18 protein-coding genes and 1 tRNA gene are annotated in these 24,096 nt (G+C 37.2%); 4 read left to right on the forward strand and 15 right to left on the reverse strand.

All coding sequences use genetic code 11. The features are described from left to right. Positions 1 to 96 precede the first annotated feature (96 nt). Positions 97 to 894, forward strand: a complete 798-nt coding sequence (locus FYJ80_RS07860) for a hypothetical protein (protein WP_154425717.1) — start codon at positions 97 to 99, stop codon at positions 892 to 894. Between the two features lie 28 nt (positions 895 to 922). Here FYJ80_RS07860 and FYJ80_RS07865 read toward each other — a convergent pair. From FYJ80_RS07865 to FYJ80_RS07925, 13 genes are all read right to left on the reverse strand, one after another. Continuing rightward, a tRNA-Arg gene (locus FYJ80_RS07865) sits at positions 923 to 996 on the reverse strand. 73 nt (positions 997 to 1,069) lie between these two features. After that, complete coding sequence (locus FYJ80_RS07870) at positions 1,070 to 2,245, reverse strand: aspartate aminotransferase family protein (protein WP_154425719.1); 1,176 nt, start codon at positions 2,243 to 2,245, stop codon at positions 1,070 to 1,072. A gap of 12 nt (positions 2,246 to 2,257) precedes the next feature. Then, positions 2,258 to 3,130, reverse strand: coding sequence for an acetylglutamate kinase (gene argB / locus FYJ80_RS07875; protein WP_154425721.1), 873 nt, complete (start codon positions 3,128 to 3,130; stop codon positions 2,258 to 2,260). 2 nt (positions 3,131 to 3,132) lie between these two features. Continuing rightward, positions 3,133 to 4,341, reverse strand: a complete 1,209-nt coding sequence (argJ, locus tag FYJ80_RS07880) for a bifunctional ornithine acetyltransferase/N-acetylglutamate synthase (RefSeq protein WP_154425723.1) — start codon at positions 4,339 to 4,341, stop codon at positions 3,133 to 3,135. Then, the gene (argC, locus tag FYJ80_RS07885; RefSeq protein WP_154425725.1) at positions 4,338 to 5,369 is read right to left on the reverse strand and encodes an N-acetyl-gamma-glutamyl-phosphate reductase; all 1,032 of its coding nucleotides are present in this window, start codon (positions 5,367 to 5,369) and stop codon (positions 4,338 to 4,340) included. The genes argJ and argC overlap by 4 nt, the downstream gene beginning before the upstream one ends. 131 nt (positions 5,370 to 5,500) lie before the next feature. After that, a complete protein-coding gene (locus FYJ80_RS07890) occupies positions 5,501 to 8,374 on the reverse strand; it encodes a molybdopterin-dependent oxidoreductase Mo/Fe-S-binding subunit (protein WP_154425727.1) in 2,874 nt (957 codons plus the stop codon). Further along, a complete protein-coding gene (locus FYJ80_RS07895) occupies positions 8,367 to 9,068 on the reverse strand; it encodes an FAD binding domain-containing protein (RefSeq protein WP_154425729.1) in 702 nt (233 codons plus the stop codon). Before FYJ80_RS07895 ends, FYJ80_RS07890 begins: the two co-directional genes overlap by 8 nt. Before the next feature lie 12 nt (positions 9,069 to 9,080). After that, the gene (locus FYJ80_RS07900) at positions 9,081 to 9,944 is read right to left on the reverse strand and encodes an FAD binding domain-containing protein (protein ID WP_154425731.1); all 864 of its coding nucleotides are present in this window, start codon (positions 9,942 to 9,944) and stop codon (positions 9,081 to 9,083) included. After that, positions 9,938 to 10,405, reverse strand: a complete 468-nt coding sequence (locus FYJ80_RS07905; RefSeq protein ID WP_320595916.1) for a (2Fe-2S)-binding protein — start codon at positions 10,403 to 10,405, stop codon at positions 9,938 to 9,940. The genes FYJ80_RS07900 and FYJ80_RS07905 overlap by 7 nt, the downstream gene beginning before the upstream one ends. A gap of 2 nt (positions 10,406 to 10,407) precedes the next feature. Continuing rightward, entirely contained in the window at positions 10,408 to 12,540 is a 2,133-nt protein-coding gene (locus tag FYJ80_RS07910) for a xanthine dehydrogenase family protein molybdopterin-binding subunit (protein ID WP_154425735.1), read from the reverse strand. Between the two features lie 205 nt (positions 12,541 to 12,745). Continuing rightward, positions 12,746 to 14,080: a putative aminohydrolase SsnA gene (gene ssnA, locus FYJ80_RS07915; RefSeq protein WP_154425737.1), complete on the reverse strand. Its 1,335-nt coding sequence runs from the start codon at positions 14,078 to 14,080 to the stop codon at positions 12,746 to 12,748. A gap of 1 nt (position 14,081) precedes the next feature. Then, positions 14,082 to 17,249 (reverse strand): putative selenate reductase subunit YgfK, encoded by a 3,168-nt coding sequence (ygfK, locus tag FYJ80_RS07920; RefSeq protein ID WP_154425739.1) that lies wholly within the window; start codon positions 17,247 to 17,249, stop codon positions 14,082 to 14,084. Positions 17,250 to 17,364: 115 nt separating this feature from the next. Beyond that, complete coding sequence (locus FYJ80_RS07925; protein ID WP_154425741.1) at positions 17,365 to 18,876, reverse strand: glycine hydroxymethyltransferase; 1,512 nt, start codon at positions 18,874 to 18,876, stop codon at positions 17,365 to 17,367. A gap of 73 nt (positions 18,877 to 18,949) precedes the next feature. Here FYJ80_RS07925 and FYJ80_RS07930 point away from each other — a divergent pair, with 73 nt between their 5' ends. Further along, on the forward strand, positions 18,950 to 20,674 hold the full coding sequence (locus tag FYJ80_RS07930; RefSeq protein WP_154425743.1) for a cache domain-containing sensor histidine kinase: 1,725 nt from the start codon (positions 18,950 to 18,952) through the stop codon (positions 20,672 to 20,674). Continuing rightward, complete coding sequence (locus tag FYJ80_RS07935) at positions 20,661 to 21,413, forward strand: response regulator transcription factor (protein ID WP_154425745.1); 753 nt, start codon at positions 20,661 to 20,663, stop codon at positions 21,411 to 21,413. The genes FYJ80_RS07930 and FYJ80_RS07935 overlap by 14 nt, the downstream gene beginning before the upstream one ends. 2 nt (positions 21,414 to 21,415) lie before the next feature. Here the strand turns inward: FYJ80_RS07935 and FYJ80_RS07940 are convergent, their stop codons facing one another. After that, a complete protein-coding gene (locus FYJ80_RS07940; protein WP_154425747.1) occupies positions 21,416 to 22,732 on the reverse strand; it encodes an extracellular solute-binding protein in 1,317 nt (438 codons plus the stop codon). A gap of 156 nt (positions 22,733 to 22,888) precedes the next feature. On the opposite strand from FYJ80_RS07940, the gene infA reads away from it, so the two are divergent. After that, complete coding sequence (infA, locus tag FYJ80_RS07945; protein WP_276984182.1) at positions 22,889 to 23,107, forward strand: translation initiation factor IF-1; 219 nt, start codon at positions 22,889 to 22,891, stop codon at positions 23,105 to 23,107. A gap of 96 nt (positions 23,108 to 23,203) precedes the next feature. Here infA and FYJ80_RS07950 read toward each other — a convergent pair whose 3' ends face one another. Continuing rightward, entirely contained in the window at positions 23,204 to 24,085 is an 882-nt protein-coding gene (locus FYJ80_RS07950) for a carbohydrate ABC transporter permease (protein ID WP_154425749.1), read from the reverse strand. Between the last annotated feature and the right edge of the window lie 11 nt (positions 24,086 to 24,096).

Consider the following 24,096-nt stretch of genomic DNA (forward strand, 5'->3'; position numbering starts at 1 on the left):
AATAATTATCTTTAGCATTATCTAGCTATTTCTTCATTTTTTAATTCTTTCTCAATATATTGTCATATTTAATTCCAAATTGTAATATGAATTATTATGATAAAAAAGAGAATAGCTTTGTTAGCAATTCTTATCCTTATTCCATTAGCTCTGATGGCTAATGATACATTAAAAGGATATGATTTTACTTTTTATAAAACTGTTTCTGAATCATTGGGAATAGCTAATAAAGAGAAATTTGGCTTTGATTACACAGGCTTTGGTTTCTTAGGAGAAAAATCTACCAGTGGTGTTTTCGTACGCTTTGGACTACAAACTCCATATTTATCAATTATATCATTAGTAAAGCCTCTTGAAACAACTAAATCTGTTGAATTAGACGATGGTATATTAAGCGAAGTAACAATAAAGGAACGTATCTCAGATATAACTCTATCATTTGTTTTAGGAAGTGCTAAAAGATACATCTTTGACCAGAGATTAGATTTTTATCTTGGATATGGCTTTAACATAAAAAGTAGATTATATAGCAACTCAAATATTGAAACTAAGCTAGAGCTTGAATCCTCTGAATTTACTATATCCTTTGATATAGATGCTGGTGTTAAATTTCTTTTAAAGAAAAATCATTCTATAAGAATTGGTGTTTATGCTACTTATAGCTTATTTGGATACTATGGCTATTCAATGCTTTATATTATTGAAGATCAAAGCTTACGTACATACTCAAATCAAGCTATCTTCCTATTTGCAAAGAGTGAGTTTAACCCTATTCCACTTAAGTTTACTGGATATATCTCAATGGGAACTACCTTTACAAATAAACAATTTGTAAAACGCTATAAATACTCTATTTCAAAGGATGGCACTAAAATATATCAATTAGAAAAATAAAAAAACCGGACCAATTTGATCCGGCTCGTACGCCCTACAAGATTCGAACTTGTCACCTACTGCTTAGAAGGCAGTTGCTCTATCCAGGTGAGCTAAGGGCGCATTGTCTTAATGACGAAAAATATCATAGGTTATTAAGATTTTTTCGTCAATAGTTTTTTTAGTAATATTCTCACTAAAGTGAAGAAAGAATTTCATCTAATGCTGAAATTACTATATCAACCTCTGCATTAGTAATAATAAGTGGAGGTACGAAGCGAACTACATCATATCCAGCTGAGCAAGCTAAAATCCCCTTCTCTCTTAGCTTTTCGATAATAAGCTTTGGAGCAACTTGCACTTCTAGGCCAAGCATTAAGCCCATACCTCTTACATTTGAGCATATCTGATTATATTTTTTTGCTAGCTTCTTTAAGCTATCCGCAAAGTATAAGCCAACCTCCTGGACATGCTCAAGTAAGCCATTTTGTAGCTCATTAATTACTACAGTTGATAGTGCACAGGAAATAGGATTACCACCAAAGGTTGAAGCATGGTCCCCTGGCTCAAATACATTCGCAGCCTTTGAATAAGCACATAGTGCAGATAGTGGGATACCGCCTCCTAATGCTTTTGCAAGAGTCATTATATCTGGCTTAACATTATAGTTCTGCCATGCAAACATTTTTCCACTTCTTCCAATGCCACACTGAACACAGTCATAAATAAGTAGCATATCCTTAGCATCACATAGCTCTCTTAAAAATTGTAAAAATTCTGGCTTTGCAGGGATAATACCACCTTCTCCCTGTATTGGCTCAACAAAGATAGCAGCGAATGTGTCATCAACAACAGCCTTTACACTGTCTATATCGTTATATTTAGCATATGCAATATCTGGAACCATAGGATAAAAGCCCTTATGGTATTTCTCTTGTCCTGTTAAGGTTACAGCTCCATAGGTTCTTCCATGGAATGAGTGCTCAAATGATAATATCTTACTTTTACCCTTTTTAGAGCCATATTTTCTTGCAAGCTTCAAAGCACCCTCATTTGCTTCGGCGCCACTATTTGCAAAGAATACTCTTTCACATTGACTAACCTTTGTAAGTAAGGCAGCAGCTTCAACTGTATATTTGTTGTAATAAAGGTTAGAAACATGGAATATACCCTCATTTAAAACCTGAGTAGCCTTATTAATCAGCTTCTCATTTTTGTATCCCAAAGCATTAACTGCGATACCACCTACTAAATCAAGATACTTATTATTATCTACATCATATAGGTAGCATCCTTCTCCCCTGTCAAAGCAAATTGGGATTTGGGCATAGGTTTTTAATAATACATTTTGTCCAACTTCAACATAATTCATATAAAGCTCTCCTTACAAAAGCATTGTACCGATACCTTCTTCTGTGAAGATCTCAAGTAAAATAGAATGAGGAATTCTTCCATCTAAAACGTGGACACTCTTAACACCCTTTTTAAGAGCATCTAAGCAACACTCTGTTTTTGGAATCATACCTCCAGAGATAACACCACTCTCAATTAAGCTAATTGCTTCACTTTCACTGAGCTTTTTAATTAATGATTCAGGGTCATCCTTATCCTTCATTATTCCATCTACATCTGTCATAAAGACAAGCTTCTGAGCATTTAATGCTCCTGCTACACTTGATGCAGCATAGTCAGCATTTATGTTGTATGTGTTTCCATCACTATCGGTTCCAATAGGTGAAATAACAGGGATAAAATCTGCATCCATAAGAGTCTTTATTAATGTAATGTCAACCTTCTCTATTTCACCTACAAAGCCAAGATCTCTACCCTTTTTGTCTTCCTTCTTTTTAGAAATAAATGTAGAACCATCCTTACCATTTATAGAACAGGCATGAATTCCAACGGCCTCTAAGTCTTTAACTAGGTTCTTTCCTATTGTGCCAGAAAGCACCATCTCAGCAACATCTGCAGTTTCCTTATCTGTATATCTTAGACCATCGATAAATACAGACTCCTTACCCATCTTAGCAAGAAGTGCAGAAATTTCCTTTCCACCACCATGTACAATAACAGGCTTAAGACCAATGAACTTAAGCATTGCAATATCTGTAATAACTGCCTTCTTTAAAGCGTTATCAACCATTGCAGAGCCACCATACTTTATAACTACAGTTGTTCCTCTAAATTTTCTAATATATGGAATAGCTTCAATAAGGACCTGTGCCTTCTTTACGCCATTTTCTTGTCTTTCTGTCATTATTAGCTCCTATAGTCACCATTAATCTTTACATATTCATAGGTTAGGTCGCAGCCCCAAGCATTAGCAATACCACAGCCCTGATTAAGCTTTACAAGAACTTTTACTTCCTTTTCAAGTAATATTTCCTTTGCCTTAGCTTCATCAAAAGCAATTGGCTCTCCTTGTTTTAATGTTTGGATTTCTCCTTTTTGGGATTTAAAATATAAATCTACTAGACTTGGGTCAAATTCAGCATTTGAATATCCCATTGCACATAAAATTCTTCCCCAGTTTGCATCTGAGCCAAAGAATGCAGCCTTAACAAGATTAGATGAAATAATACTTCTAGCAAGGATTTTAGCATTTTTAGTATCAACAGCACCAACAACCTCAACTTCAATTAATTTCTCAGCACCCTCTCCATCCTTAACAAGCATTATTGCAAGCTTCTTTAATACTGTATCAAGTGCAAATGCAAAGTTCTCTTTTGCTTCACCTGTTGAACAATCAACAAGAGAGGCACCATTTGCAAGTACAAAGCAGGAATCATTAGTAGAGGTATCACCATCAACACTAATCATATTAAATGAATCCTCAACAGATAAGCCTGTAAGAAGCTGTAGGCTTTCACTATCAATTTTTGCATCTGTCATAATAAATGAGAGTGTTGTTGCCATATTTGGGTGTATCATACCAGAGCCCTTAGCAAAGCCTGTAACTTTAACAAGCTTTTCATCATATACAAAGGAAGCAGTAACACATTTTTTATGAGTATCTGTAGTTAAGATTGCTGTTGCAACATTATCAATTTGCTTATTACTAGTGCTAAGCTCAGAAATTGCATCATTAATTCCACTTTCAATTTTATTCATATCTAGTGGAACACCAATTACACCAGTTGAAGCAACGAAATATTCATCTGAGGTACCACCTAGCTTTGCGGCACAAAGCTCAGCCATATGCACAGCATCCTTATAGCCCTGCTCTCCTGTACATGCATTTGCATTTCCACTATTAATTATTATGCCCCTCTTAGGAGATTGCTTAATTGACATATCATATAATACTGGAGCTGCTTTTACTTTGTTAGTTGTATAAGTAGAACTTGAGGTACAAGGAGTATCACTATAAATTAAAGCCATATCAAGCTTCTTTTTCTTAAGTCCAGCATGAACACCACTAACTAAAAAACCCTTTGGAAGAATTAATTGTTCATCAATCCTTATCATACACCACTACTCCTATTTAAACCTTCATCTTCATTAAAGCCAAATACAATATTCATATTTTGTACAGCCTGACCTGCTGCACCTTTAACTAAATTATCTATTGCACCAACTGCAATAACTCTATTAGTTCTACTATTGTATTTATAATAAATATCTACAAAATTACTTCCTCTAACAAAGCTTGTTTCAGGAACGTAACTAACTAAACGAATAAACTCTTCATCGTTATATGAATCTAAATATGCATTCTTAATATCCTCTTCGCTAACGTTATCCTTTACCTTTGCATAGCAGGTTGCCAAAATACCTCTCTGCATTGGAACTAAGTGAGGTGTAAACTCAACTACAATTTGCTCATTAGCAGCAATAGATAGCTCCTGCTCAATCTCAGGAATATGTCTATGAGTAACTAAACCATATGGCTTTATACTCTCATTAACCTCACAAAATAGATTTTGAACCTTCTCTCCTCTACCAGCACCTGTAGTACCACTCTTAGCATCGATTACAATTGAATCAAGGTCAATTAAATGATTCTTTACTAATGGATAAAGTGTTAAGATAGAACAGGTTGTATAGCAACCAGGGTTAGCAATAAGTCTTGCACCCTTTATAGACTCTCTATGAATTTCAGGAAGTGCATATACTGCACTGCTTAGAAGCTTTTCATTGTGGTGCTCTGTCTTGTACCACTTCTCATATACATCCTTACTATGAAGACGGAAATCTGCCCCTAAATCAATTACGACACACTTTTTTAATATTTCTTCAGTAACTACCTTTGAGGCAATAGAATGAGGTAGAGCTAGGAAAACAACATCACAAGCATCAGAAGCATTCTCTATGCTATCATCTGAGAGAACAATATCTATTCTTTTTTCGAAAAATGGATAAATATCTGTTAGTTTCTTTCCTGCATAGGAATGAGAGCCTAAGTATGTAAGCTCAACATCTTTATGATTAAGTAAAATATTTATTAATTCTGAACCTGCATATCCTGTTGCACCGATAATACCAACTTTTATCATATTTATACTCCGATAATGCATATTAATACAATATTTGACGTTTTATCCATAGGTTTTATGCATAAATTTACATTTTCTTCGATAAAAAAAAGCAGGTCCTCAGACCTGCTGTTAAATAGAAATCAAATTTATTAAAGCTTACCCATTGCTTTTAAAATCTTTTCTGGTGTAATTGGCCAAGAGCGAACCCATGCACCTGTAGCATCGGCAATAGCCATAGCAATTGCAGGAGCTGCGCCATTAGTCGCAATTTCACTAATACTCTTTGCACCATATGGGCCATATTGATCATTAACATCAATTAGTACAGCCTTAAAGTCCTCTGGAGCTTCACCAATCATAGGAGTTCCATAATCGGTAAGGTTTGCATTTACACATACTCCATCCTTATCAAGTACCATACCCTCATAAAGTGTATGTCCAATACTCTTCATTGCAGCGCCATACATTTGGCATAGTGCAATTTCAGGGTTTATTGGAGTACCAGCATCCTGAAGCGCATAGAACTTCATGACCTTAACCTCTCCAGTTCTCTTATTAACTGCAACCTGAGCAAAGTGTGCACCATAAGGAATAGCATTATTAGGTGTAACAAAGTATCCAGTTCCAACGAGCTGTCCATGACCTGTACCAGATAGAGTATCGTGGCTAAGCTTTGCATATGAAAGAGTTTTACCACTCTTTGTGCTATAAACCTCTCCAGGACTACGTAGGATTAAATCACTCTCATCCTCACCCATTTGGAAGCTTGCTTCCTTAATCATCTTCTTAACTAAATCCTCTGTTGCTTTTAGTGTTGCAGAAGCAGAGAAATAAGTTCCACTAGATGCATAAGCTCCGGTATCAAATAGACAGGAGTCTGTATCACCAGAGATAACTGCAATCTTATCAAGAGAGATCTTAGTTTGCTCAGCTACAATCTTTGCTGAGATAGTATCTAGTCCAGTACCAATATCTGCACCACCACTTAATACTAGGAATGTACCATCTGTTAAGAGCTTTACTTGACAGTTAGAGTGGTCAAGTCCTGGAAGACCTGAGCCCTGCTGTATCATTGCAAAGCCTTTACCTATTGCCCAATCAGGATCAGAGGAGCTTTCCTTCTCACCCCACTTAATCATCTTTGCACCTTCCTCAAGAGCCTGCTTAACGCCACAGGAGCCTACAGGTACTATAGCACCCTCTCTTCCTTCTCCTAAGCCCTTTAGGATCTCAAGCATATAGCCCTCTTCTACAACATTCTTCTTAGCAACCTCTAATGGGTCTAGACCAAGCTTCCATGATAGCTGTGCTAAGGCAGACATTATTGCGAAATATCCTTTTGGAGCACCATACCCTTGATATGCACCTGTTGGAGCGATGTTAGTGTAGTAGGTGTTAAGGTCATAGAACATATTCTTAACAGCAAATAGAGGAAGAGTCTTACTTGATGCATTCATAGGAACAGTTAGACAGTGGTTACCATAAGGACCAGTATTAGCTCTTACATCCATATAAATAGCTGTAATAGTTCCATCCTTCTTACCACCCATCTTAACTGTTAAGCGCATTGGGTGACGAGTAGAGTTAGCGATAAACTCCTCTTTTCTACTATTTCTGTAATAAATTGGCTTACCTGTGATGTATGTACAATAAGCACAAAGATCCTCAACTAGAATATCCTGCTTAGAGCCATAACCACCACCAACTCTTTCCTTAATGATATGAACCTTATTTTCACTAAGTCCACAAACAGTTGCAACAATACGTCTAAGGTGCCAAGGTACTTGAGTAGATGCATGAACAGTTAAACGTCCATTCTCAATTAAGGAATAGCAAACATGTGGCTCTAATGGAGTACACTGTACTTGGCTTGTTTGATATGTCTCCTCAACTATGGCATCAGCTTCCTTAAAGCCCTCCTCAAGTGAGCCAATTCCACCATGAGCGCCAGCAGCAATGTTGTGTCTAATATCACCATGGAGAGGGAATTGATAAATTACCTTACCATCTCTTTCGTCATAGCTCTTATTTTGCTCATCTAAATCGCTAGGAGCACCAACTACATATTCAATTTTACCATTATGAACTAGTGGAGCATTATCGGCCATAGCCTCTTCTACAGTGAAGATAGCAGGAAGTGGCTCATATGTGACCTTAATAAGAGACATTGCCTTTTCACAGGTCTCTCTATCCTTTGCAACAATAGCTGCTACACGGTCACCTACGTGACGAACCTTTCTGTTTATTAGCTTTCTATCATGTGGACTTGGTTCAGGATTTCCCTGTCCTGCAGACATGTAGTAAACATCAGGAACATTCTTCCAAGTAACAATTGCTTCAACACCCTCAAGGCTTTCAGCCTCACTTGTATCGATATCTTTTACATAGGCCATAGCATATGGGCTTCTTAAAACCTCAAGAGCATATGCACCTGGCATAACCTTATCCTCAACAAATACTTTTTCGCCTCTAACTAGGCTATCACCATCGATTTTTCCTGTTGGCTTACCAATAACATCTAGATTTGGTCTAAAGGATGGAGAAACTGGAGTTTGGTAGCTACCTGTAGCTCTCTCCTCCTGAACAAGCTTTACAGCAAGATAGAAGTGCTCATAGCCCGCATCACGAATAAAGACTGATGAAAGAGCATCCTTAACATCCTCTCTTGTTGCATCACTCTTGTGAGCCAAGAGGTGTGTTAGGATTAATGCGACTGTTGGAGAGTTATAAGCACTTTGAACAACTCCTGCAGCAACCATAGCTCTCTGAACATCATTAATCTTTCTATCCTTGATTAAGCTTTCAGCAGTAAAAATCTCAGCTCCCTCAGCCATAAATAGAGGGATAAGGTTAGAGGCTCTTACTTCATCATTGAAGATAATACAGTCACTACCTGCAAAGCCCTCTCTATCATCACTATCTCTAACACTATTTAGGCCCATAGAGTATAGAACATCTCTAAGAGGTGTCATCACATCAAGAGTTGATGATACTTTCTTACCATTAAGAGTAAAACTAACCATTGAGTGCCTCCTTCAAGATTTCATAGTTTTCTTTGATTAAATACTTTTTATATTCACTCGATCCAGTAATATCACTCTTGATATCACTACTCATAGCCTGCTCAAGAGAGAAGAATATACCACTATTAGAAACTGCACAGAAGTATCCATTTTCACTTAATGCAGAGGTAACTGCTGCATGAGTTGAGCTTGTTAATGATTCTCTTTTATTAACAACCTTAACTAAAGGATTAATTAAAATACCAACGATAAGACAGCTACAGCTTCCTTTCTCAACATATTTCTTTAATGAACAAACCTTCTCCTCACTAGAAAAAACTACTAGCTTTGCATCATATGCAAGAAGTGTTGGAATTAGGTAGCTATCAAATCGTAGAGATGCAATATTTCCACCAATAGTTGCAGCATTCTTTAAAGCTCTTGAGGAAAGATATTTACATGCTTCCTTTAAAGGCTTAGGTACTATTGAGGATGCTAAAAGCTCTGAAAAGGTAACGGTTGAGGAGATGAAAATATCATCTCCCTTAGCTTCTATTTTCTTTTCAATTAAAGAAGAAATAGGAATAACGCTATCACCTTTAACAGGAGAATTTAAACGTAAAGCCTCTGTACCACCAGCAAGATAAATAGCATTTAAATTTTCTTTCTTTGCTTTTACACATTCACATAAGGATGATTTCTTGATTAGTTCCATGAGTCCTCCTTACTATTGGATAATTCCTTCGTCTCCACCCTTTGCGACCTCTGAGAGGAAATAATCTAGCATACGTCTAGTTGAATTTCTTCTCCAAGTAGCCATAGCTCTAGGTGAAATTGTTTGGTCATGAGTATTAAGGATATCCTCCTTTAATGCTGGGATATCTTCTAGCTTCTTACCAATTAGCTTAGCTTCATTAGCCTTGTTTCTAGCAACCTTAGGACCTGCAGCACCACTAGAGACTCTAAAGTCCTTAATTATTCCATCCTCAACATAAATTAAAGCAGATAACGATAGCTTACTAATTGCATTAGCCTTACGAGTTCCTATCTTTCTATAGTATCCATATGTGTATTTAACATTTGGAATACGAATAGCTGTGATAATCTCATCATCTGCTAAAGCAGTCTTCTTACTACCCTTGATAAATTCATCAACTAAAATTTCTCTAGTTGAATTTATGCTTTGTAAAACAACAGTTGCATCAAGAAGAATTAATGGCTGAGGTAAATCGCCCTTAGGAGAAGCATTTCCTAAGTTTCCTCCGATAGTAGCACTATTTCTTAATGAGATAGCACCCATTAGGGATGCTGCCTTTCTTACGAAGAAAGGAACGTCTTCACAGCTAGCTATCTCAGCTGAGGTTGTCAACGCACCAATTAATACAGAGCCATCCTCTTCCTTTTTTATTCCCTTAAGCTCATTAAGTGAGGACATAATCATTACAGGGAAAGGGAACTCTGGAACAACTCCAGTTCCTCTTCTGTACTGAACCATAAGGTCAGAGCCACCAGCAAGAGGCATTGCGTGGACCTCTGCTCTAAGCTTTAATGCTTCTTCAAGTGTTGATGGAATATATGTTTCGTTTACCATAAGCCTTCTCCCTTTTTGCTAGCAAGCAATATGGATTCAACTATTAAATCATAACCAGTACAGCGACAGATATTTCCGCTAATAGCAAGTCTAATATCAGCTTCTGTTGGATGAGGATTATTCATTAATAAAGCTTCAGCTGCCATAACCATACCTGGAATACAGAAGCCACACTGTACAGCACCACCCTCAGCAAAGCTCTCGACTAAGCACTTACCCTGTGGAGTATCGCGTAAGCCCTCGATAGTAATGATTTCACAGCCACCAACTGCACCTACAGGTATAATACATGATGTTACCAGCTTACCATCCTTTAAAACTGAGCATGCACCACACTCACCTTCACCACAACCTTCCTTAGTACCGGTGATACCAAAGTCATCACGTATTACATCCAAAAGCCTCTTTAATGGATTACCATCAAAGGCAACAGGCTTTCCATTTAGTTTGAATTCTATCATGCTCATCTTCTTAATCCTTCAATATCTTCAACTGGGATAGGAATCTTAGTACATGTAATACCAAGAGCTCTTTCAACAGCATCAACATAGGCAGCATCTGTACCATTAAAAACAAGCTCACCCATGCCCTTTGCACCAAATGGTCCCCATGGATATGGGTTATCAACAAAGAAATATTCCTGCTTAGGGAAGTCCATACTAGTTGGAATAACGTAATCTGACATACTTGATTGCTTGAAGTGTCCAGTAGTATTTTCCATCTTCTCCATAGCAGCATATCCAAGTGATTGCATTACACCACCATTTACCTGTCCATGAACAATTAGCTCATCAATTGGCTTACCAATATCATGGCTAGTCCAAACACCCTTAACAGTAACCTCGTTAGTAAGCTTATCGACCTCTACCTCAACACATGCAGCACCCCATCCGTAACCAAGGTATGCATCGCCCTTGAAGGTTGACTGATCCCATGGATGTCCCTCTGGGTGCTCATATTGAACCTCAACCTCAGCATGCTCCTCATTCATCTTTTCCTTCATCAAAAGAGCAGCTCTATAGCCAAGATTACCAACGATCATCGTTGATCTTGAAGCAGCTGTAGGACCTGAGTCTGGTACTAAATCTGTATTTGGAGCATCAAATACTACTTCATCCATTCCAACCTCAAGTGTTGAAGCTACAATCTTTCTAAGAGCGGTTCTAAAGCCCTGACCCATCTCTGTTTGGCCACAAAGTACAGTGAATTTATCACCATCCTTAACTAGCTTTAAGCGACCCTTAATAATTGCCTGCTCACCATTACCAGTAAAGGCACCACCGTGGTTATAGAAGCTAATACCAATACCCCTACCTGAGCCATAGCCATACTCTGCACTCTTTCTGTAGTAATCACTAGCAGATGTAATTTGCTCCATCATCTCAGGAAGCTTAACATCTTCAATAATATGGCCCTCAGTTACTGTTTCATCACCTTTTTTTAAGAAGTACTTCTTCTTATAAATTGCAGGATCATAACCGAATTTTCTAGCAATATGATCAAGGTGAGTCTCTATAGCGAAGATTGTTTGAGGAGCTCCAAAGCCTCTAAATGCACATGATGGGAAGGTATTTGTAGCCATACCATAGCCCTCAATCCTTGTACTAGGGAAGTTATAAACACCATTAGCATGGAATACACCTCTCTGTAAAACTACATAGGAGGAGGATAAATATGCACCACAGTTGTAATATACCTTGATATCACTACCTAAGATATTTCCATCACGATCTACACCTGTTCTAAACATAATCTTTGAAGGGTGTCTCTTAACAGAATAGAGCATATCCTCTTCTCTATCAAAGCTTAATTGAATAGGCTTTTTAATGATACTTTCAGCAAGAAGAAGAGGTCCTGCTAATACATCAGGGAAGTGCTCCTTACCACCAAATGCACCACCAGTAACTGTTTGCTTAACTACAATATCCTCAGGGTTTAAGCCTAAAAGCCCGCAAATACTCTTTCTAATGTAGAAAGGACATTGAGCTGAGGCATAGATAACATATCTACCATCCTCGATAGTTGCAATTGCACCATTAGTCTCTAGGTGCACATGCTCCTGGAAGCCAGTTTCAATGGTCTCTTCAATTACCTCTGCAGCCTTAGAAAGTACTTCATTAATATCTTCTCCCTTATCACTTACAAGAGAGCACATTATATTATTCTCTTTACAAAGAGGAGCTGCTTCATTTTTTATAGCATCATCAATTGTAACGACAGGAGTTTCTTCTGTGTATGTAATCTCAAATTCTTTATAAAGCTTATCAAGAACGCCACGATCAGAACCAACTAAAATACCAATTGTTTCACCAACATACTTTACGTCACCATCGGCAAAGCAGCGCCAATCATCAGCGATCATCTTCAAAGCATTCTTACCATTCTCTGGGATATCTTTTGCGCTGATAAAGTAATACCCATCAGGAAGTGATGGCACCTTAATGCGATCAATTCTTCCACGAGCAATCGTTGAACGAATGAGTCGAGAATAAAGCATTGAATCAAACTTTAGGTCTGCAAGATATATTGCTTCCCCTCTAGCCTTTTCAACTGCATCAACTCTCTTGATCTTATCATCAATATGAGTAACTGACATGAAGCCTCCATTTACCATTATATTTACTTATTTATAATGGAATTATATCAACTAAAAGGATTTATATGATACCATCCCTCTTTCAGTATACAACATAGCGATAAAAATGCAAAAGAAATTGAAACAAAATGCAACAAATTACAACCCAAAAAAAAACCACCGAACAATTATGAACGGTGGTTTAAAACTTTTTCCCTTTTCGGTATTAAGGTTTAATTTTATCTACAGTATTCCAAACTCTCTGGGCAACACGACGTGCTTCCTCATAGATCTTATTTTCATCAAGGCCGAGGAAAGCTCTATTTTCAAGGATAATCTTACCATCAACGATTACAGTGTTAACACAGTTACTACTCATACCCCAGACAAAGTGTCCTGCAGCATTTGCACTAACTAATGGAGTTGGAGCCTGGTAATCAAGGAGAGCTAAGTCAGCAGTATATCCCTCTTCAACACGTCCCCACTTTCTTCCATCATTAAAGCTCTTCTCAATAAGTCTATTACCACGATTAAGAGCATTAACAAACTCAGCAGGCCAGAAAGGAAGCCCCTCATCCTTATGCTTAAAGAAGGAAATCTTAAGCTCCTCAAACATATTGCCACCACAGCCATCTGTACCAATTACAAGATTCTTTATTATTGGAAGATTCTTGCAATACCCAACATGGTTGTTCATGTTACTTCTTCCATTATGAGCAAAGAAGCAATCTCTTTCGTTAATAGTTCTTATTTCCTTTTCAGAAAGGTGAAGTCCATGTACTAATAGAGTCTTGTCTGTTAATAGGCCAAAGCGATCAAGACGATCGATGATATCCTCATTGTACATATGGTGTGACCATACTACATCGTACTTATCCTCAGCTACATGAAGGTGCATTCCTCTACCTGTTTCCTTCATAGCTTCACTCATCATAGCTAAGCCCTCATCAGGGATAGTAAATGGAGCATGACCACCAATCATAGCTTCGACAAGAACCTTCTTATGCTTTTTCTTCTCATCAACCTCTTTTGCAAAGCGGATATTTTCTTCAACACCACTCTTTACCTCTTCAAGACCCCCATTACGATCTGTTATCTCATAACAGGTTGAGCCTCTAAGGCCTACCTCCTCCATACCCTTTGCAATAGTTGAAAGAGATCCCTTGATGTAGGAAGGTGAAGCATGATGGTCAATAGCACAGGTAGTACCAGCTTTAATTGCATCCATTGAGCAAATAAGAGAAGAGTAGTAGCATGCCTCCTCATCGAGCCCGCGGTCTAAGCGCCACCACCACTCCTTAAGGACCTGGATAAAATCTGTTTGAGGACCTGCTGAGATTAGCATGCCTCTAGATAGACCTGAGTAATAGTGGTGATGAGAGCATACATTACCAGGGATTAAAGTCTTATTTGTGCCATCGATAACCTTATCAGCTACAGCATTTAAACCAGCTCCAACCTTCTTAATAATGCCATTATCAATCAAAACATCCATATTCTCCTTTACTTCAAATGGAGCTTCTGTCTGCATTATTCTTACATTCTTAATTAATATTGCCATATTACTCCTCCACACTATTTAGAAGATATGAATATCTTGTTATTACACGATTGATGATAGCTAAAAGCTCTTCATCAAGCTCGATATCTGCATGATCATCAAATACCTTACCCTCAATTATCTTTCCATCGACTCTTGCGATAATCTTCTCTGCAAAGATGAAGAAGCCTGAGTTCGTACTATTTTCAAAGTCATCCTTTCTTGAGAAGAGTGTAAACTTCTTAAGGTATGGACCACCATCATGAGGACAGAAGGTTGCACAGTTACCACATTCATTACAATATGCATCGATATGTAGAATTTGGAATGGATCATCAAAGAGACCTGTATCTCTTAAATCAATTGCCATATTTGCACGGTTAGGACAAACCTCTACACACTTATTACATAGGTATGAGCACTCAACACAGCGACAAGCCTCTGTTTTCATGAATTCCTTAGAGGAGCATTTATCACAGGATCTTAAGATTCTTGACTTTCTCTCTCTAATTGACTGGAAGAATTCATTCTCCTCAGCTTCTAATTCCTCATCAGAGTACTCCTCTTCACTATCATGACAGCCGCAATCACAATTATCATCATGACAGCCACAATCACAATCCTCATCATGCTCACTTTCAGCAACCTCAGACTCAAGCTTAGCAATTACAGCATCAATAGCTCTATCAACTGCACTACGAGCAGATGCAATACATCTTACAACTGTTGTAGGACCAGTTAATGAGTCACCAACGATGTATACACCCTCACTATCTGTTGGATATCCATCTACTATACTAACTCCAAGGGATGCAAACATATCACAATCAGGCTTATTACCTGTAGCTGTAATAATAGCACTACAGTTAAGTGTAATTACCTCTCCTGTATCCTCAGGTCTTCTTCTACCAGACTTATCCTTCTCTCCAAGCTTCATAACTGAGAGTGTTAATACGCCATTTTCAAGCTTCTTAGGATTTGTTAGGAATGCAAACTTAACACCATCCTCTAGAGCAGCTTCATATTCTTCTCTATCAGCAGGCATCTCAGCAAAGCTTCTTCTATAAACAACTGTTACTTTTGCACCCTTTCTTATAGCGGCTCTTGCAGCATCCATAGCAGTATTACCACCACCAACAACGATAACATCGGAGCCTAAGCTATATTCCTCTCCCTTCTTATCTGAGCCAAGGAAGGTGGTTGCATCAACAATTAGCCCCTCACCCTCAATATTAATCTTATTCTCTTTCTCTGCACCAATAGCATAGAAGATATAATCAAAGCCCTGACTCTTAAGCTTTTCAATTTTTACATCTTCAGGTGTAACTGAGTAGTGGATATCAACTCCATTACTAAGGATGAAATTAACATCTCTTTCAACTACCTCGCGAGGGATTCTGAACTCTGGAATAATGTTAGAAACAACACCACCAGCACAGCTTTCTCTTTCGAAGATTTCAGTCTTAAAGCCAGCTCTAGCTAAGAAAAGTGCAGCAGATAAGCCAGCTGGACCAGCACCAACTACAGCAGCCTTAACATTTGCTGGTTCACTTGGCTTTTCCCAAATCTCAGAGAGATATTCATCTAAGCCCTGCTGGGCAGCTAATCTCTTCATCTCTCTAATCTTTACTGGACCCTCATAATCGAGTCTTGTACAGTGGTTTTGACACTGATGGTCACAAATCCAACCAGTAATATTAGGTAAAGCATTCTTATCTAAGATTACAGCAAGAGCCTCAGCAACCTTACCCTCACCCATAAGCTGAACATATTCAGGAATATCCTGGTGAATAGGACATGCACTTACACATGGAGAAACATAACAATCTGTTAAGGTAAGAGGTGTTGAATCCTTAGCCTTATTTGTCCCTCTAAAGTCCTTATTGATAAAATACTTTCTATCGCGTGCCTTAGTATTTAAAGCCTCAAGCTTTGAGTTATCTATTTCATTCATCTTCCAGCCATCTGAGCTATAAGCGATCTCACAAAGCTGCTTCATTCTATTGTAGCCACCTGGCTTAAGCATATCTGTTGCAAGTGTAATAGGATGAATACCTGATTCAAATAGATCCTTAACTGTCAAAGCATTAGCTCCACCAGAATATGAGATAGGAAGCTTACCATCAAATTCCTTAGATAAGCGAAGAGCAACGCTAGTTGAAATAGGAAGAAGAGTTCTACCAGACATATACATCTCATCGCCAGGTAAAACACCTTGGTCATTCACAGAGCCAAGAGTATTAGTAAGCTTTACTCCAAAGCCTCTATTTTCCTTCTTTGCTAATGCAATTAAGCGTGTGAGCATTGTAATTGCATCGCCATATTGTAAATCATGCTCAAAGCTTTCTCTCTTTAAGCCAACATATACATAACCAAGCTCATCTAGAATTCTTCTAACCTCATCAAAGCCAAGAAGAGTAGGATTAAGCTTTACAAATGTATCAATATGCTTTTCAGTAAGCATATATGTACAAATTGCTTCAATTTCCTTAGGTGGACAGCCATGCATTGTTGAAATAGTTACAGATGGACTAATTTTTTTACTAATCTTTGGTAGCATCTTTACAACACTACTCTCTAACCCCTCCCAAGGAGTACCTGCTAAGAAGCCATCCTCAAAGACCTTCTTTACACTATCAATATAACCATCAAAGCGTCCATCAACATCTGCATCGAGCATTGAGTTGATAAACTTCTGCATTCTTTCAGTCTTAATACCCTCAAGGTTATATCCAACACTCATGTTAAATATAAAGGAAGGCTTTTCAAACTTTCCACCCTGCATGAGAGTTTCAATAATATGTAAAATAATCCAAGCCTTTAAATACTCATCATATGCTTTAGGAAGTGTATATTCTGTTGACCACTCAACGTTATAACCCTCATCACGAGCATCTATACATGGCTTTGCAATCTCAAGAGTATCCATAATTTGGACAGTCTTAAGTTCGATAAATCTCGCACCAGTTAGATATGCAGCGATAATATTTTGAGCAAGCTGAGTATGTGGACCTGCAGCAGGACCTAATGGAGTAACACACTCCTGATTAAAAACCTTTATTGCTTTATCCTTTTTAGGAACATAAAATTCACTTTCATGAATAGAGAAAACAGAACCTTCATTTCTGTACTCACCGACGATTCTTTCTAATAAATTTACAAAAGGAACCGGACGCATTTTATCTGCCATAACGAGCCTCCACGTGGTTTATCTAATTTTATTGTACCCTACTTTGATGATAAGTCAACAACGATTTGCAACAAACCGCAACATAAAAGCTGCCCGATTAAGAGCAGCTTATAGGTCAAAGAAATTGTTCCTTTAGATAATCTAGATCAAGTTCAGGATAGAGGACAAACCTCTTTAGGAGAGCCTTAACTCTACCTCTTGCATCCTCCATTACCTCTGGTGGGCACTTGGCTTTATTCTTACTTAGTTGTCCGGCCTTCTCACCCTTTGTAAGGCGAACAGGGTGTGCATTTTTTAAGACATTAGAGATAATAGATGCTATTTCCTTCATCTCCTCTTCCTTCATACCAAGTGTTGTGACAGCAGGAGTACCAAGTCTTAAGCCAGATGTATACCATGGTCCATTTTTATCAAATGGAAGAGCATTTCTATTTAGTGTTATTCCACACTCTCTAAGTAGTGTTTCACTCATTCTACCATTTAAGCCAAATGGACTAACATCTAGTAATAGGAGGTGGTTATCACTTCCACCAGTTAAAACAGTTAAGCCCTCACTAATAAATGCTTCGCATAGAGCTTGAGAGTTTTTAACAATTTGTGCTGCATATGCCTTATATTCATCTTGAAGAGCCTCTTCAAAGCAAATTGCCTTTGCAGCCATTACCTGTGGTAGTGGTCCTCCGATAACTAATGGACAGCCCTTATCAACACTCTCACTAAACTCATTTTTACATAAAATCATACCACCACGAGGACCACGTAGAGTTTTATGAGTTGTAGTTGTAACTACATCTGCCCATGGGAATGGAGAGTAATCACCTGTTAATACACCACCTGCAACTAAGCCAGAGAAGTGTGCCATATCAACCATAAATACAGCACCAACAGAGTGAGCTATTTCACTCATTATTCTAAAATTAATCTTTCTAGGATAAGCAGAGTAGCCAGCAAGAAGAATTAATGGCTTAATTTCATTTGCCATTGCTCTAATCTCATCATAGTTTAAGAGATTTGTATTTTTATCGACAGTATATGAGTATGCATCAAAAAGCTGAGCAGAGATATTTTGTCTATAGCCATGAGTAAGATGTCCACCTGAATAGTAATCAAGGCCTAGTAATCTCTGGTTATGTAGCGCATGACGTACCTTATTCCAATCCTCACGAGACATGTTACTAACATTCTCTACTCCCATTTCTGCTAAGGTTGGGATTTGTACTCTACTATTTAGAATTGCCCAATAGGCACAAAGGTTTGCATCTGCACCTGAGTGAGGCTGTACATATGCATGCTCAGCACCAAATAGCTTCTTCGCCTTTTCACAGGCAATTGACTCTATTTCATCAACATTTTGGCACCCTGCATAAAATCTATGGAATGGGAAGCCCTCGCTATATTTATCTGTTAATAGATTTCCCATTGCACCCTGAACTGCAATTGATGAGAAGTTCTCACTTGCAATAAGCTTAAGATCATTTTCTCTCTGATCCTCTAGCTCCTTAACAATATATCGAGCTACATCCTTATCCTTTGCGGCTATTAGCTCTAGCTGAGAAAGGTACATCACCATCTCAGGAGTAAAATCATCCAAGTGATTTTTTATGTAATTTTTTGTGATACTCTCCATAGAAGCCTCCAAATTATTACAAGCTTAGTAAAAATATCAGTCTTATGCAATCATTTATGTTATCATTGTAGCTATGCGTATACATCCAACAACAATATTAGGAAGACTGATAATCTACTTTTTGATTATCATGTTTATTCCGCTACTAATATTTTTAATATTCTTTAACTACTATAACGCCAAGGGTGTATATGGTGTACTTGAGCAGCAAGCAAAGGTATTAATTAAAGCAGATGGTCAATTAATAGAGAAAAAGATGGAAGAATATAGGCATATTGCCTATTCAATAGGAACAAATGAGCTAGTAATAGATGCCCTAGAGGATGATGTATTAACAGATAATGAAGCCTCACAACTATATACAACAATGTATGTTTTGCTTAATTCTGACTCCATGCATGCCGATGCCCATATAGTTTCTGTATCAGGTAAAAGTAGATTATCCTCAGGTATTTTCCCAGATGAATATGATACTCGCTTCCAAACAAATGAGTGGAATAGAAAAAATATTATTGCAGAAGCAAATACTCGACGTGATTTAGGTAGAGCCTCCCTATTTTTTATTGGAGATCATAGAGTAAATAACGATGGAGAACAAATCCTTTTTTCTATATTAAGAAATATCTTTTCAGATGATGGAACAATGCTAGGATATGTAATTGTAGATGTATATACCGAAGCAGTTATTCCAGAGCTTACAAACGGAAGTATATTTAAGGATGTTATCTTAGTCGATAATACTCTTTACTCAGCCTTTTCACTAAACCATCCAAATATGTATGGTAGCTTCGATAAATTCCCATTTCTTCGTGATGACTCTATTCAAAAGTACTATTACTACTTTCCATCAGGGCTTTTCTATGTTGTTGGATATATAGATACAACTATATTTAAGGGTAGCTCAGAGAGACTCTTTGCATCTATTACTATTGCCCTACTACTAGGTACACTAGTTTCAGTTATACTCTCATTTATCTTTTCTCACTCTCTATCAAAAAGAATTAACAACATGATAAAGAACATGAAATACATAGAGGAAGGGAACCTAAATATATATCTTGAGGAAACTGGAATCGTAGAATTTAATGAGCTAGCAGCTTCCTTTAATACTATGATTACTAAAATAATTTACTTAATCCAAAGTCGTAGTGAGGAGGCTGCAAAGGCTGCTGAGGCAGAGAGAAAGGCTTTGGAGAGCCAGCTTAATCCCCATTTTATCTTTAATACCCTTAATACAATTAAAGCGTTAGCAAAGCTACACAATGAAACAGATATCTATACAATCTCATTGCAGCTGGGAAAGCTTCTTCGTTCCTCATTAAAGAACCACTCCTCAACATGCCTACTTTCAGAGTCTATTGAGCTTACTAAAAGCTATCTTGCTATTCAAAAAATTAGATTTAGCGATAGACTAACATATACTATCGAAACTCATGATACTCCTTGTGATACCATCCTAACTCCTAAGCTAATAATCCAACCATTAGTAGAAAATGCAGTTGTACATGGACTTGAGCCAGGAATGGGGGGAGTTACAATTGAAATAGATATCAAAAAGGTATTAAATAATATTTATATATCTATAAAGGATAATGGCTGTGGAATGGATAACCCAGAGCTATTTAATGATATGAGTCAGCTAGAGGATAGCGGCCATGTAGGTATATATAATATATATAGAAGACTTCAGCTTAGGTATGGAAATAGCTTTACATTTGAAGTTAAAACAGGTCCAAATGAGGGCTTTAAGGTTAATATTGTTATTCCAGTAGAGGAGGATAAAAATGGAAACACTTAGTCTTGTTATCATCGAAGATGAAAAGATAATGCTAGAAGAACTTGTAAGTACAATCGACTGGGCTTCCATTGGACTTACTGTTATAGGAACTGCAGAGGATGGCTTAAAGGGTGAAATGCTAATAAAGGAGAGTAATCCAGATATAATTATTACAGATATTCGACTTCCTCTACAGGATGGCTTAACAATGGTATCAAAATGTCCATTATTAGATCAAAATGTATTGGTACTATCTGGATATACAGACTTCGAATACACAAGAAAGGCTATTCAGCTTGGAGTATATGATTACATCGAAAAGCCCTTTGATGATGAGGAGCTTTTAAAGGTTTGTGGTCAGCTTGCAGATAAAATTAGAGAGGAGCATAAGAATGAAAAGCAGGAGGAAGGATCCTTCCATATCAATCTTCCAACAGGCTTTCATAACCATCAAATTAGCTGTGTAGTTAATTTTATTAAGGAAAACTATGAAAAGGCTATTGGTCTTTCTGATGCAGCTGAAGCTATTAAGCTATCTGAAAACCACCTATCAACACTATTTAAAGAGGTTACAGGAATTAATTTCTTACAATATCTAAATGCATATAGATTAAATATGGCAATTGATCTTATGAAGGAGGGAGGAGTCAATATCTCAGAAATCGCACCACGCTGTGGCTTCCAAAATCCAGGATACTTTGCAAAGATCTTTAAACGATATTTTGGCATGACTCCTACTCAATTTAGAGACCAGCTATAAAGCTAACGCTTTTCATCTATAATTTCTTGTACTGCGCTCTTTAGCTTTAAATACGCACTTCTTGGTGACTCATTTTGAAGCATCACAGAACCAACTGCAGTTCTTAATAGACTTTGTATAGCAGAGGAGGACTCACCATAATAAACTATGTGTCCTCTTTCAAAGTCCTTAGCAAAAACATCTGAATATGGCTTTGCTTTAAAGGCTTCACTATTAAATAGCGCCTTTGTTGGCTGTATAATCGCAACCTCTTCTAAATACTCTTCTCCATGAGAAAGCATATATGAGATAAACTCCCATGCTACTTTCCTTGTTTTTTCATCGCAATCACCATTTACCATATAGTAATGACCATAGTAGCACGCTGCAGTATCAACAACAGCATCCTCAAATACAGGATATGGAACTACCATCCACTCTCCGCTATTAAAGAACTCAGGATTGTCACTCTTCATTCGAGCCTCCTGATAAAGTCCCGTTTGAGCCATGGCTATATCGTTATTATCATAGTTAAATAGTGATCTTGCATTTTTATATGTTGGAGATCCTAAATTTAGACCATTTGGTCCCCACATCTGCATAAAGGTAAGCCACTTTATCCAAGCCTCCTCTCCAACGATTGCTTCCTTACCATCATCTGAGATTAGCTTACCACCTAGCTGCTCTACCATAGGTACCATTGCCTCTAAAAAGTATGGATATCTAAAGTCGAACCCTCTACGAACTAAGATATTTCCATCTCTAATAACTATTTTTTCAGATAGTCTAACAATATCTTCCCAGGTCTTTGGATAATCTGTTTCAGGATCTAAGCCAGCATCTCTGAAGACCTTCTTGTTAATAAATATACACCAATTAGTAAGCTCTAAAGGTAAGCCATATATTTCGCTATTATAGGTAACAGGATCAAGCATACCATCTATGTAATAGGATTTAACATCCTCTGCATCTTTATATCCTGCAGCTTCATAATCCATAGGTGCAACTCTTCCAGTAGTAATTAAAGGGTACTCATCATTAATTGATAGATTAAAAATTGTAGGTCCCTCACCTGCTGCAAATGCAGTTTGAACTAGCTCTATAAGCTTCGTCGATGATTGTCTAGTAATATTAATCTCAACATTTGGATGAGTTTGCATAAATTCCTTTGCATATCTATCCTCAAGTAGTGCTCTATTACTATCCTCATGGGTCCACATCTCTAATACGATGTGTTCATCCTCTTTACTTTTATGGTTAAAAAATGAATAAAAGAAAAAAGCTGCACATAAAGAAATAACAGCAATAGCTAAAATAATGAAACAACCCTTTTTCTTCATAATTTACCTCAGTTACTATTATTATATATAAAATAATCTAAAAAATAAAACTCAATTAAATGGTTCATCTTGCGATAAAGCACCATATTGACTTATAGACATAAGTTATCTATAATTTTTAAGGCTTTATAAGAAAAGCAATTATATGGAGGAAATGTGGCTAAAGAAGAAGCTATTGAAGTTGAAGGCGTAGTAAAGGAAGCACTCCCAAATACAAGATTTAGGGTTGAGCTTCAAAATAAGCTTGTTATTCTCGCTCACCTCTCCGGTAAGATGAGGAAGCATTATATCAGAATTGTTCCAGGTGATATAGTTAAAGTTGAACTATCACCATATGATCTATCAAAGGGTAGAATTGTTTACAGAGAACACTGATTAATGACAGGCTTCCAGATTTGGAAGCTTTTTTATTTCTTATTGTATATATAAATAAACCCGTCATATGACGGGTATTTTTTAGTCTTTAAATTATTATCCCTTTCGAGATTCATAAACAGCTGCACCACCTAAGAAATACTTAGATAGAGAGAAGAAGAGTATAAACATTGGAATAGATGCAAGAAGTGCACATGCCATCAAAGCACCCTCATCTGTTTGCTTTTCTTCTGCAAACTTTGAAATATAGAGTGGTACTGTCTTCATTTTTTCTGCCTGTGAGCAGAGAAGTGGCCACAAAAGGTTATCCCATTGATTTCTAAAGGATAATATACCAAGAGTAGCAATAACTGGTGTTGAGTTTGGAAGTACAATTTTATAGTAAATCTTAAACTCACCAAGACCATCTACACGTGCTGCATCAAGATACTCACTTGGGAAGGTTAGTAAATATTGTCTCATCTGGAATACACCAAAGGCACTAACCAAGAATGGTATTATAAGACCTGGAATAGTATTGATAAGCTTAAACTTTGAAGCAACTAAATAAAGAGGGATCATAATTGCTTCAAAAGGTATCATCATAGTACTCATAATTAACATAAATACTAGAGTCTTACCTTTGAAATTAAACTTAGCTAAGCCATAGCCACATAAGGAAGCCATTAATACGGTAGTTATTGAACAGGTTAATGCAACAACTAAAGAGTTTAATAGGTTTGTAAAGAATATCTTCTCACCATGGTTACCCAATATAGCTTTCTGAAAGTTAGTAAAGAACGTTCTACTCTCTGAAGTAAAATATTTTTTACTAGGAATCCAAGTATATGGCATACTCATTATCTGCTTTGCATCCATGAAGGCTGCTGTAACCATGAATACTAGAGGAAGTATAGTAAATATTAGAACTAATATTAGTACGATATAGGTAATAACCTCACCTACTCCTACCTTTCCAACGAATTTATTATTATTCATCATTTTCCTCC

The sequence above is a fragment of the Bullifex porci genome (assembly GCF_009695635.1).
Classification (GTDB): Bacteria; Spirochaetota; Spirochaetia; order Sphaerochaetales; family Sphaerochaetaceae; genus Bullifex; species Bullifex porci.

Coding starts and splice junctions, on each gene's coding strand:
- FYJ80_RS07860 (WP_154425717.1), top strand. CDS start 97: ATGATAAAAAAGAGAATAGCTTTGTTAGCAATTCTTATCCTTATTCCA.
- FYJ80_RS07870 (WP_154425719.1), bottom strand. CDS start 2,245: ATGAATTATGTTGAAGTTGGACAAAATGTATTATTAAAAACCTATGCC.
- argB (WP_154425721.1), bottom strand. CDS start 3,130: ATGACAGAAAGACAAGAAAATGGCGTAAAGAAGGCACAGGTCCTTATT.
- argJ (WP_154425723.1), bottom strand. CDS start 4,341: ATGATAAGGATTGATGAACAATTAATTCTTCCAAAGGGTTTTTTAGTT.
- argC (WP_154425725.1), bottom strand. CDS start 5,369: ATGATAAAAGTTGGTATTATCGGTGCAACAGGATATGCAGGTTCAGAA.
- FYJ80_RS07890 (WP_154425727.1), bottom strand. CDS start 8,374: ATGGTTAGTTTTACTCTTAATGGTAAGAAAGTATCATCAACTCTTGAT.
- FYJ80_RS07895 (WP_154425729.1), bottom strand. CDS start 9,068: ATGGAACTAATCAAGAAATCATCCTTATGTGAATGTGTAAAAGCAAAG.
- FYJ80_RS07900 (WP_154425731.1), bottom strand. CDS start 9,944: ATGGTAAACGAAACATATATTCCATCAACACTTGAAGAAGCATTAAAG.
- FYJ80_RS07905 (WP_320595916.1), bottom strand. CDS start 10,405: ATGATAGAATTCAAACTAAATGGAAAGCCTGTTGCCTTTGATGGTAAT.
- FYJ80_RS07910 (WP_154425735.1), bottom strand. CDS start 12,540: ATGTCAGTTACTCATATTGATGATAAGATCAAGAGAGTTGATGCAGTT.
- ssnA (WP_154425737.1), bottom strand. CDS start 14,080: ATGGCAATATTAATTAAGAATGTAAGAATAATGCAGACAGAAGCTCCA.
- ygfK (WP_154425739.1), bottom strand. CDS start 17,249: ATGGCAGATAAAATGCGTCCGGTTCCTTTTGTAAATTTATTAGAAAGA.
- FYJ80_RS07925 (WP_154425741.1), bottom strand. CDS start 18,876: ATGGAGAGTATCACAAAAAATTACATAAAAAATCACTTGGATGATTTT.
- FYJ80_RS07930 (WP_154425743.1), top strand. CDS start 18,950: ATGCGTATACATCCAACAACAATATTAGGAAGACTGATAATCTACTTT.
- FYJ80_RS07935 (WP_154425745.1), top strand. CDS start 20,661: ATGGAAACACTTAGTCTTGTTATCATCGAAGATGAAAAGATAATGCTA.
- FYJ80_RS07940 (WP_154425747.1), bottom strand. CDS start 22,732: ATGAAGAAAAAGGGTTGTTTCATTATTTTAGCTATTGCTGTTATTTCT.
- FYJ80_RS07950 (WP_154425749.1), bottom strand. CDS start 24,085: ATGAATAATAATAAATTCGTTGGAAAGGTAGGAGTAGGTGAGGTTATT.